The 10,000-nt window shown below is 46.8% G+C and carries 7 protein-coding genes and 1 pseudogene; 5 read left to right on the top strand and 3 right to left on the bottom strand.

What is annotated here, in order from left to right; genetic code table 11:
* Positions 1 to 2,629: TonB-dependent receptor (locus LDL40_RS15790; RefSeq protein ID WP_300996411.1), on the bottom strand; the 2,629-nt coding region annotated here is incomplete at its 3' end.
* A 352-nt stretch (positions 2,630 to 2,981) separates the two neighbouring features.
* A complete protein-coding gene (locus LDL40_RS15785; RefSeq protein ID WP_300996410.1) occupies positions 2,982 to 4,613 on the bottom strand; it encodes a methyl-accepting chemotaxis protein in 1,632 nt (543 codons plus the stop codon).
* Positions 4,614 to 4,782: 169 nt separating this feature from the next.
* Between LDL40_RS15785 and LDL40_RS15780 the strand changes: the two genes are divergently transcribed.
* The 5 genes from LDL40_RS15780 (at position 4,783) to argA (ending at position 9,571) form a co-directional block, all read left to right on the top strand.
* Positions 4,783 to 5,196 carry a DUF350 domain-containing protein gene (locus LDL40_RS15780; protein ID WP_300996409.1) on the top strand — a complete coding sequence of 138 codons (414 nt, stop codon included), beginning with the start codon at positions 4,783 to 4,785 and terminating at the stop codon, positions 5,194 to 5,196.
* A gap of 27 nt (positions 5,197 to 5,223) precedes the next feature.
* Positions 5,224 to 5,841 (top strand): DUF1190 domain-containing protein, encoded by a 618-nt coding sequence (locus LDL40_RS15775; RefSeq protein WP_300996408.1) that lies wholly within the window; start codon positions 5,224 to 5,226, stop codon positions 5,839 to 5,841.
* A 6-nt stretch (positions 5,842 to 5,847) separates the two neighbouring features.
* The gene (locus LDL40_RS15770) at positions 5,848 to 6,999 is read left to right on the top strand and encodes a glutathionylspermidine synthase family protein (protein WP_300996407.1); all 1,152 of its coding nucleotides are present in this window, start codon (positions 5,848 to 5,850) and stop codon (positions 6,997 to 6,999) included.
* Between the two features lie 146 nt (positions 7,000 to 7,145).
* A complete protein-coding gene (locus LDL40_RS15765; protein ID WP_300996406.1) occupies positions 7,146 to 7,955 on the top strand; it encodes a hypothetical protein in 810 nt (269 codons plus the stop codon).
* Positions 7,956 to 8,251: 296 nt separating this feature from the next.
* Positions 8,252 to 9,571, top strand: coding sequence for an amino-acid N-acetyltransferase (gene argA / locus LDL40_RS15760; RefSeq protein WP_300996405.1), 1,320 nt, complete (start codon positions 8,252 to 8,254; stop codon positions 9,569 to 9,571).
* On the opposite strand, the pseudogene LDL40_RS15755 reads toward argA, so the two are convergent.
* Positions 9,566 to 10,000, bottom strand: a pseudogene (locus LDL40_RS15755) (FAD-dependent oxidoreductase); the annotation flags it as partial. The gene argA and the pseudogene LDL40_RS15755 sit on opposite strands and share 6 nt — an antisense overlap.

Raw genomic sequence — 10,000 nt, 5'->3', positions numbered from 1 at the left:
ATTCCCAGAATAACGTTGCGGTCATGACGTTTTTTGATAAACCAGGCAAGGTAATGTCTATGGTCTGAGCCCCCAGGCTAACCTGTTGCTGGATTTCGCTTTCTGTGTAGGAGTAGCTGCCGCTAAAACCCAAACCCTGCCAAAAAGAAGGCAGGAACTTAAAGACTTGGGTATAGGCAATTTCGGCACCACGGATATAACCCCCTTTGTCATTATTCACCGCTGTTGTGTAGTTACCCGGCTGAGTTTCTATTGTTGAGCCATTTTCACGCACAATAAAATCAGGGATAGGAAAACCTGCCGCCTTAAAATCAAAGTCCGCTATGGTGAAGGTGTTAATAAAAGACTCTATATCCTTGTAAAACAGTGCAGCGACAAAAGCGCCATCTGTTTCAGTGAAGTATTTCTCATAAGAAATATCGTACTGAGTGGCGTAAAATGGCTTTAAGAAGGGACTGTTCGAACTGGAACCATTCACCTGTCCTGTTAACTGATCTATGGTATAGCTGGTGTTAGACGCCAAACGATCAATAGGTGGACGCGACATGACTTTGGCCGCGGCAAAACGAATTTGATCACTGTCCGTAATAGCAAAGTTCAGGTTAAGCTGTGGCAAATAATCCCTGTAGGTCTGACCTATTACCCCTGGTTTATATCTGGTATTGACTAAACCGGCGGCGTCCATGATGTTCTGAGCACCTAAAGTTGCATCGCCGCCTACATCTGTTAAGTCTGATGCGTATTGGTCAGTTTCCACCATACGAACACCAATATTACCCGTCACAGGAATAGAAAAAATCTCCGTATCCAGATTGGCTTGTACATAAGCGGCCATCACGTCCTCGTAGACTTCACCGCTTTGTAAAACAGACCAGGCCGTGTCAGGACCACCTGGTACTCGTTGGGAAGGCAAAATACCTGTATTGCCGGTACCCCAGGTTTGCACTGGTTGTGGAATACCCTGAGGGAACCAGGCATTCAACGCTTTGTCTGCATCTATCGCCAGATAACTGGGGAAATGCGAAAACTTGCCACTGAAATTCACCACACTCACCATATCAGCGGTTAAGCGTAACGGGGGTTGCGAACTTAAAAAGGCGCCGTCTGACCCATATTCAAATACCTGACGATCGTTGGAGTATTCACGTTCCGAATACCTCACCCCAGCTTCAATTGAACTGATCACTGCATGATCTAATTGGTATTTGCCATCCAGTTTGTAAGCATTGACCTCGTCTGAGTTGATATAAGGGTAAATGCCATATTTGCTGAGCATAACCCTGTCAATATCGGTAAAAGCGGCTTCCTGATTAAAACCTACGTCAGGCAGGTTTAAGCCATTGAGTGCATAACTGATAGAGACATTGCCGTCCAGTTGCGGATTCGGCACTGTTGCATCTTGAGCGACCAGAGCCCAAAGTAAGCCGTTTTTAAATACACTGTCAGCAGAAGAATGAGATACATCAAAGTTTAAACTCAGCTCGTCTGTGGCTTCGAAGTCAAAATTCACGCCAAAACTTTGTACTTCATCGTTGTCTGTATTGTCGTCATTTACCAGTTCAACTCTGGTATTGCCGTTGGTTTTACGGTTAAAGGTACCACCGATTACCAGGTTGTCTTTGATCACCGGATTGCCTATGGCTGCACCATCTCCCTCCAGTTTCACCCTAAAACCACGGGCAAATGCTTCAGTATCAAATTTAGACACAAAGGCGTCCGCTTTGACAGTTAACTTATCTGTAGCTATCCATTCCACTGCAGCCATATAGCCGTTGCGGGTTTCTTCACCACCCCGGTGCTGCATTTCAAAACCTTCGCTGATCAGTTCATTCGGCTCAGCTTCACTGATACCATCGACGTCAGCCTGTTTGTTATAAGCCAAACCGACAAATTGGGTGGAAACACTTGGTTGAAACAAACGGGCAAAACCAATAGCGATGCCCAGAGTTTCATCTAAAAATTTGCCCTGATAAGACAAACTAAAACGATCCCCCGTCTCCTGACCATTGGGGATTTCATCGGCCCTGTCGTTAAACATACCCCGGCCGTTCAGGGTAAAATTATGTGTGTCTTTGGCTTTGAGCGGACTGGCTGTTTTTAGCTCTACTGTACCCGCAACGCCCCCTTCAATCAGCGACGCTTTTGGCGATTTATAGACCGCAGCTGAAGAAATCAGCTCTGAAGGGTATTGATCAAATTCGATATTGCGTTGACCACTGGTCGACACCTGCTCACGACCGTTTAAGGTGGAAAATACAAAACCACCTGCCATACCCCTGATGTTAATTTCAGAGGCCTGGCCACCAGTGCGGACGGCAGATATACCAGGTAAACGGGTCAAGGCATCAGCCATAGAGACATCAGGCAATGCGCCTAAATCATCTGCTGAAATGGATTCAACTACTGTGTCAGCGAATCGTTTGTCGTTCAGCGACTTAATTAAGCTACTAGAAAAGCCTTTGACTTCAATAACTTCAACTTCTTCTTTGGTTTTGCTGGTATTTGAACCTGCGCTAACCTGCGCTTCTTGCTGTGCGAGTTGTTGGTTTGCTTCCTCTGCGCTGATACTGCTACTAAAACCTGCAGCAGCAATAGCGAGCGCCAGCAAACTATGTTTATAGTTTGGCATGCCTCTTGTCCCCGATGTGGATTGTTATGGACCTTCCCTGTACAACACAATCAAAGGACGTCCTGATTTTTATAAAATGTTCCATCAACAGTTATTAACCAGCTGAACGCCACTCACAAGATGAATACGTATTCATGCCCGCTGCTTTGTTACTAAGTAGTGCACGACGCTGTTCTTGCCCCAAAAAGTGGCAACTCGAGGTTTTATACAAAAGCATTGTCAGTTTTAAATTATAAAACAGTAGGTTACAGAAGGTCTTCTTCAGGTAGGAAACTGAATACTGCTGCCCTCATCTGGAACAGCAGTGGCAATAAAAAATTAAAGGCCACAAGAGTGGCCTCAAATTGAGGGTTTATACCCGATATAATGCAGCTTGCTGTTGCAGCCTGCTGGCTAGCTGCGCCAAAGAACCGCTGGCATCAGCACTATGAGTTGCACTGCGGGTCATTTCGCCTATGCTGACGCTAAACTCACTAATATTTTTATTAATTTCCTCGGCTACTATAGTTTGCTGTTCAGTCGCCGCTGAGATCTGTACATTCATATCCACTATGGTGCCCACTGCAGACTTAATATCCTCCAGCACAGCCCCCGCTTCCTGAGCATTCTGCACACTCGTACTGGCGTAATGGCCTGACTGCGCCATAGCCTGCACAGCTTCACGGGCGGATGCCTGCAAATTATCAATCATAGTGCGTATCGATTCAGTTGCCTTTTGGGTATTAGTGGCCAGGGTTCTGACCTCATCAGCAACAACGGCAAAACCACGTCCAGCCTCACCTGCCCGGGCAGCTTCAATAGCAGCATTCAATGCTAACAGGTTAGTCTGGCCAGCTATGGTTTGGATCACCGCCAGCACAGCAGTGATTTTTTCTGACTCCCCGTTTAGTTGTTCAATGACCAGACTGGCACCATTGATCACAGTGGAGAGCTGTTCAATGGAACCGGCATTTTGAATCACCTTCTGATAGCCCTGCTGAGTCTTCTGGTCAACATCATTTGCTTGTTCTGAGGTTGCTAAAGCACTATTGGCCACTTCCTGAATAGCAGCCGACATTTGATTCACTGCAGTGGCTATTAAATTTGCTTGTTGTTCTTGTTCAAAAGCTGTGCCGCTCACCTGAGTACTGATCTGGCTCATTTCTTCGGAGGCTGCAGCCAATTGCGACACAGCATCTGCTAACTCAGTAAAAAACTGGTGCACTCGCCCTATGGTCTGATTAAACGCTGTGGCCGTCACCGCAATCTCATCAGTTCCGGTAACTTCTGCTCTGACTCGCAAATCAGATTGATCACCTACTACAGAAATGGCCTGCTGCAATTGGTGCAATGGTCTGTGAATTGAGCGATAAATCAACCAGGACAAAACGGCTAAACAAATAAGCACCAACAATAAAGCTGCGACAAACAGCTGCATAAAAAACTGGTATTGAGAGGCGGCTGCTACCTTGAATTTTTCGGCTTCGACCAGTTGAATATCAATTAGCCCGGCTAAAGAGGCGCTAAGCGGATCAGCGTGTTGATAAAGCTCGGTGTTAAAGTCTTTGGCGCTGCGCTGCATTAGTCCGCCATCACTGATTTGGCGTTGATATTCCTGCAGCTTTTGCCGAAATGACAACATTTGTTGTTTCGCATTTTCCGCCAGTTCAGACTCTTCTTTAGTAAGACTTGTTGCCAGATAAGATTGCCAGATCTGATCTGCCAACTGACCTTGTTGATTGAGCTGCTCCACAGTTTCTGCGGCAGAAAGCACCTCACCACGATATTTATGCAATAAATCCACAGAAGTGACCGCATAAGCATCTGCCACTTGTTTAATTTGCTTCAGCGGTACCACACGATCTTCATAGATACTGGTTGCTCCGTCACTTAAATGACCCATTTCCCTGACTGAAATCAAACTAATGGCAATTAACACCAGTAATGGCACACAAACCAGTAGCAATAGGCGGATTTTTACTGAGATTTGATTTAACATTGACATAAACTCCTTAACAGATCAGCAACTTAGTGCTTTGACTTTATTATTGAGCATAGCCTAAAACTGGTTAGTTCAAGGATTTAAGTCAACATAGTATCGGATTCAGTTGTTGCCTTTTGGCTGGCTTTTCTGGATCATCCTTGCTGACCTAACTTACCGAAAGGATTTTGTGATGAGTGACACCCTGTTAGCCTCTGTGGCTGGTTTTCCGGAATTTATCAGTTTCTTTTTTCTGGCCATATTATTAATAGCCTTGTTTTGTCGTTTCTACACCTGGATCACACCACAGGACGAAATCGCCCTGATCAAAGAAAACAACAGCGCTGCAGCCATAGCTTTCGCCGGTGCTTTAATAGGTTTTGCGCTGCCTTTATCCAGTGCTATTACTCATTCTTTATCGTTAGCTGACTGCGCCATTTGGGGCGCTATTGCCTTAATAGTGCAGGTCCTGACTTTTGCAGTCGTACGTTTTGCACTAAAACAACTACCTGAACGTATTAACAAAGGTGAAGTCGCAGCCGGTGTGTTTTCTGCAGGTTGTTCTATTGCTATTGGCTTAATTAACGCCGCCAGCATGACCTATTAACCTGCACAATAATTCAAGGAGTCACTGATGAAACAAAAAGTGCTGAAACGCAGTAAAAAAGCAGCTTTAGTGTTAATGGTGCCTACTGCCACCTTTTTAATGGCAGGCTGTGGTCAGGAGGAAGCGGTGCAAACTGCGGCTTTTGAGACTGTCGACCAATGTGCTGCGTATTACAATCCTGAACAATGTAAAGCGGATTTAGGCCAGGCCTTGGCCATGCACAGCCAGGTTGCACCTAAGTACACAGACAAAGCCGCTTGTGAAACAGACTTTGGTGTTGGCCAATGCGAAACACCGGCTCAGGCCGCGGCTGCCGCAGGTACAGAACAAGTGCCACAACAAGCTCAGGCGTCCAGCGGTGGCTTTTTTATGCCCATGATGATGGGTTTTTTAGCGGGTCAAATGCTAAATCGTTCGGGCTCGCAACTAAAACAACCTGTGCAGGCTCAGCCTTTGTACAAATCAAGGGATGACCGCAGTACCTTCCGCACCGCTAACAATACACCAGTTGCTAAAGGCGTTGGCCCGGCTTATGTCAAACCTTCGTCAGTGCAGCCTAAGCCAGCAGGCGTAGTAAATCGGGGTGGTTTTGGCGCTCAGGCACAAAAACGTTCCAGTTCTTCTGCCACAGGTTTTGGCGGTTAACACAGCATGAAAAAAATAGCTTGTGACGAGCGCCCCGGCTGGCGCTCTTATGCCGAATCTGTAGGTTTTGAGTTTCATACCTTTGATGGTGAGCCTTATTGGGATGAAACAGGGTACTACCAGTTTAATCTGCGCCAGATTGAACAGGATTTAGAAGAACCCACCGAAGAGCTGCATCAAATGGCTTTAGGTTTAGTAGATGACGTTATTCGCGATGAAGAAAAGCTGCAGCAATTAGCTATACCGGAAAAATTCTGGGACTTTGTCGCCAACTCCTGGCGCAATAAAGCCCCGTCTTTATATGGGCGACTGGATTTGGTCTACGACGGTACTGGCCCGGCTAAATTACTGGAACTGAATTACGACACGCCAACTTCTTTGTTTGAAACAGGTTTTTTCCAGTGGGTTTGGTTGGAAGACCAGATCATGCGCGGCAAAGTGCCACAAGGTGCTGATCAGTTTAACTCCTTACAAGACCAGCTCGAGACCGCTTTTGCCAACCTGCCTCTGGCCAATCCTTTGTATTTTGCCTCTGTTGCTAACAGTATCGAAGACAAAGGTACAGTGATGTATCTGATGGATATTGCAAGACAAGCTGGTGTGGATAGTCGTTTTATCGAGCTGGAACAGCTGGGCGAAGCTGGCGGTCAACTGGTTGACCTGGAGGGGTATGCCATAGGTGGCCTGTTTAAGCTGTATCCATGGGAATTTATGCTGCAGGAGGATTTTGCCTCCGTCATCTTAAGCAGCCAGACCCAATGGCTGGAACCAGGCTGGAAAATGTTGTTATCGAACAAAGGCATACTGCCTTTGCTGTGGCAAAAATACCAGGGACACCCTAATTTGCTGGAAAGTCATTTCGAACAGCCTGGCCAAAGTTTTGCTGCTGGCTGGGTGCGTAAACCGCTGTTTTCCAGGGAAGGCGCCAATGTGGAGATGGTTACCTCTTCAGGCGAAAAAATCAGCGAACCAGGCCCGTATGCTGATTCCGCCTTTATTCGTCAGAAATTACAGCCTTTACCCAAGTTTGGTGACAGCTACAGCATGATTGGTAGCTGGGTGGTAGGCAACAGTGCGGCTGGTATTGGTATTCGTGAAGATAACTCGTTAATCACCAAAGACAGCTCTCGCTTTTTACCTCATATTATTCTGGATTAACTCCATAAGCGCAGGCCGGCGTCTTGCTGGCCTGACGTCATTTTTTCATCCGTTATTTATCCTGTATAGGTAAGGCTTTTTGCCCCAATAAAGTCAAACTCTTGCCAAGGCTGCAGCTTGTCAGCCATGTAACAGGAGCAAGGATTATGGCTAGTTTTAACACTCATCACTTTATCTCCGTGGTTATGCTGACGACTCTGACAGCTTTGGCTGCCTGTGGTGGAGGATCATCACCACAGGAACCACGGCAACCTCCTGCGCCATCGCCACAAGGCCTGGCAATACCTGATAACCGTTATGTTGATCACTACAATATTTTGTTAATGGGCAACAGCCATGTGTATGTGAACGATTTAGGAGGTGTGATTGTCAAACTGATCCGGGCTGGTCGCCCAGGCATTTCTGCGACTGCGGCAGTGGCGGCCAATAGCTTATTTCTGGATGAACGACTGCAGGATACCAACAGCCAGACCAAGCTGAGTTCAGAGACCTGGACTCATGTGATTTTGCAAGGCCAGAAGTACTCCATGTCAGGTGCTTTTGACTACCCTATTGACGCAAGTCTTTATTGGGTGAGCACTGTAAAACATTACAAAGCCACGCCCCTGCTGTTTCCCGAACATCCACGAGCCGGAAATTCGGAAGAGGCCGCCAGAGTACATGCCATTCATAGCTTTATAGCTAAACAAGAACCCAGCTGCGTAGCTCCGGTTGGCCTTGCTTTTGACCTGATGGCAGAACTGGCACCTGAGATCAGATTACATCAGGCCGACGGTAACCATGCTTCAGTCAACGGTACTTTTTTGACAGCACTGGTGTTTTATCAGGCTATTACAGGTCTAAGTGCCGATAGCCTGAGCAACATGGCTGAATTCTCTATCTCCTCAGAACATCAGCAATTAATGCGTCAGGCCGCCTCTGCAACACTGGCAAGGCATCAGGCCTGTCACTTTTAGTTGGGCCTTAGACCTGCAGACATATTCATTCAAATAAACAGGATAAAAAACCAGAAACACCCCAACCCAAAGTAGAAATAAAATTCAACTATATGATAATTAACAACTAATTACACGAATAAAAAACAACATAAATTATGTGTTGGTTATTTATCCAAAATTGTTTAAAGTGCGCGCTTTAGCAGCTGACCCATCAGGGCCTTTGCAGCTTTTTGGAAGCAGCAGCAGTTGTAGCATTCTTGTCACAGGTCAGCTTTAATCTTATTTTGTTTTTGCCAGAAGGAAACAAAACCATAGTGCGCACTACAGAACTTGTTGATGGCTTTCGTCAGTCCGCCCCTTATGTCAACGCCCACCGTGGCAAAACCTTTGTGGTGATGCTGGGGGGTGAAGCCATAGACCAACCCGGCTTTCGCAGCATTATTAATGATATAGCTTTGCTAAATACGCTGGGCATTAAAATAGTCTTAGTCTATGGCGCACGGCCACAAATTAATAAGGCATTAGAAAGCGCTGGTTTAAATTGCGATTACCACAACAGGATCCGGGTGACAGACGACGATTCGTTCCGGGTGATCAAACAAGTCGCAGGCGCGTTGCAACTCGATATTACCGCCCGTTTATCCATGAGCTTAAGCAATACCCCTATGCACAATGCTCAAATCAACGTAGTCAGTGGTAATTTTGTTATAGCACAGCCTTTGGGTGTGGACGATGGCGTTGACTACTTACATAGCGGCAGAGTACGTCGTATCGATGTACAAGGTATTCGCCGTCAGTTGGATAACAACGGCATAGTGCTGATGGGCCCTATAGCGGCTTCCGTCACAGGCGAAAGCTTTAACCTGACAGCGGAGGAAATTGCCACCCAAGTGGCGATTAAACTCAAAGCGGAAAAAATTATAGGTTTTAATGAGGTCGGAGGTATTGTTGGTGAAGATGGCGATATCACAGCAGAACTGATGCCCAACTATGCCGAACATTTGATGTGGCAAATGGAAAAAGATCAGGATGCCTGCACCGCGACCATTGCCTTTTTACATGCGGCTATTACTGCAAGTCGGGCCGGAGTGCCCCGTTGCCACTTAGTCAGTTATGACGAAAATGGTGCGATGCTGCAGGAATTATTCTCCCGTGACGGTATTGGTACTCAGATTGTGACCGAGGCGGCAGAACGTTTACGTGCTGCCAGCATCACGGATATAGGCGGTATTCTGGATTTAATCCGGCCGCTGGAACAGCAAGGTTTGTTGGTGCGTCGCTCGCGCGAACAACTGGAAATGGAAATAGACCAGTTTGTTGTGATAGAGCGGGATGGTTTAATTATTGGTTGTGCTGCACTTTACCCTTTCCCGGAAGAGAACGTCGGTGAATTTGCCTGTTTGGCAGTGCATGAACAATACCGAGACGCCGATCGCGGCAGCGCCTTGCTGAAAAACATTATTCAGCTGGCACGCCAACGCAAATACTACCGCTTATTTGCCCTGACTACCCGCAGTATCCATTGGTTCCAGGAACATGGTTTTGAGTTAGTGACAGTACAGGATTTACCACAGAAAAAGCAGCAGCTGTATAACTACCAGCGCCGCTCAAAAATTCTGGCATTGGATTTATAAGCTCCTTTGCCGCACATGTTCCACCACAGTCCGGGCTAAAGCCCTGGCTGTGGTCCATTTGCCTCCCGATACTGTCAACAAATGCTGCTGCCAGTTCAGAGCATACTCCCGGCTCGCAGTGCTGGCACTGTCGCTTCCTCCCAATAAAGGCCTGACCCCGGCGAATTTGCTCAGCACATCAGCTACGCTCAATTCGTTGTCAAAATAACGGTTATATAAGGCCAGTAAATAGGACTGTTCTGCATCACTGCATTCTATTGCTTCTGTCAGATTTTGCCGAACTTCGGTGGTACCTATCAGAGTTTTGCCCTGATAAGGCAAAACAAAGACAATACGGCGTTCTCCCGGCACTTCCAGCATATGACCATAACGACTGATAGCGGGGACCAGCAAATGGCTGCCACGCACCAGATCCAGCGCTTGTTGCAG

Source organism: Rheinheimera sp., from assembly GCF_020217005.1.
In the GTDB taxonomy this organism is placed as follows: Bacteria; Pseudomonadota; Gammaproteobacteria; order Enterobacterales; family Alteromonadaceae; genus Pararheinheimera.
This window is presented reverse-complemented; position numbering and strand designations above follow the sequence as displayed.

Bases quoted from the DNA above. Each gene is read 5' to 3' on its own strand.
- LDL40_RS15780 (WP_300996409.1), top strand. From the start codon at position 4,783: ATGAGTGACACCCTGTTAGCCTCTGTGGCTGGTTTTCCGGAATTTATC.
- LDL40_RS15775 (WP_300996408.1), top strand. From the start codon at position 5,224: ATGAAACAAAAAGTGCTGAAACGCAGTAAAAAAGCAGCTTTAGTGTTA.
- LDL40_RS15785 (WP_300996410.1), bottom strand. From the start codon at position 4,613: ATGTCAATGTTAAATCAAATCTCAGTAAAAATCCGCCTATTGCTACTG.
- LDL40_RS15765 (WP_300996406.1), top strand. From the start codon at position 7,146: ATGGCTAGTTTTAACACTCATCACTTTATCTCCGTGGTTATGCTGACG.
- LDL40_RS15770 (WP_300996407.1), top strand. From the start codon at position 5,848: ATGAAAAAAATAGCTTGTGACGAGCGCCCCGGCTGGCGCTCTTATGCC.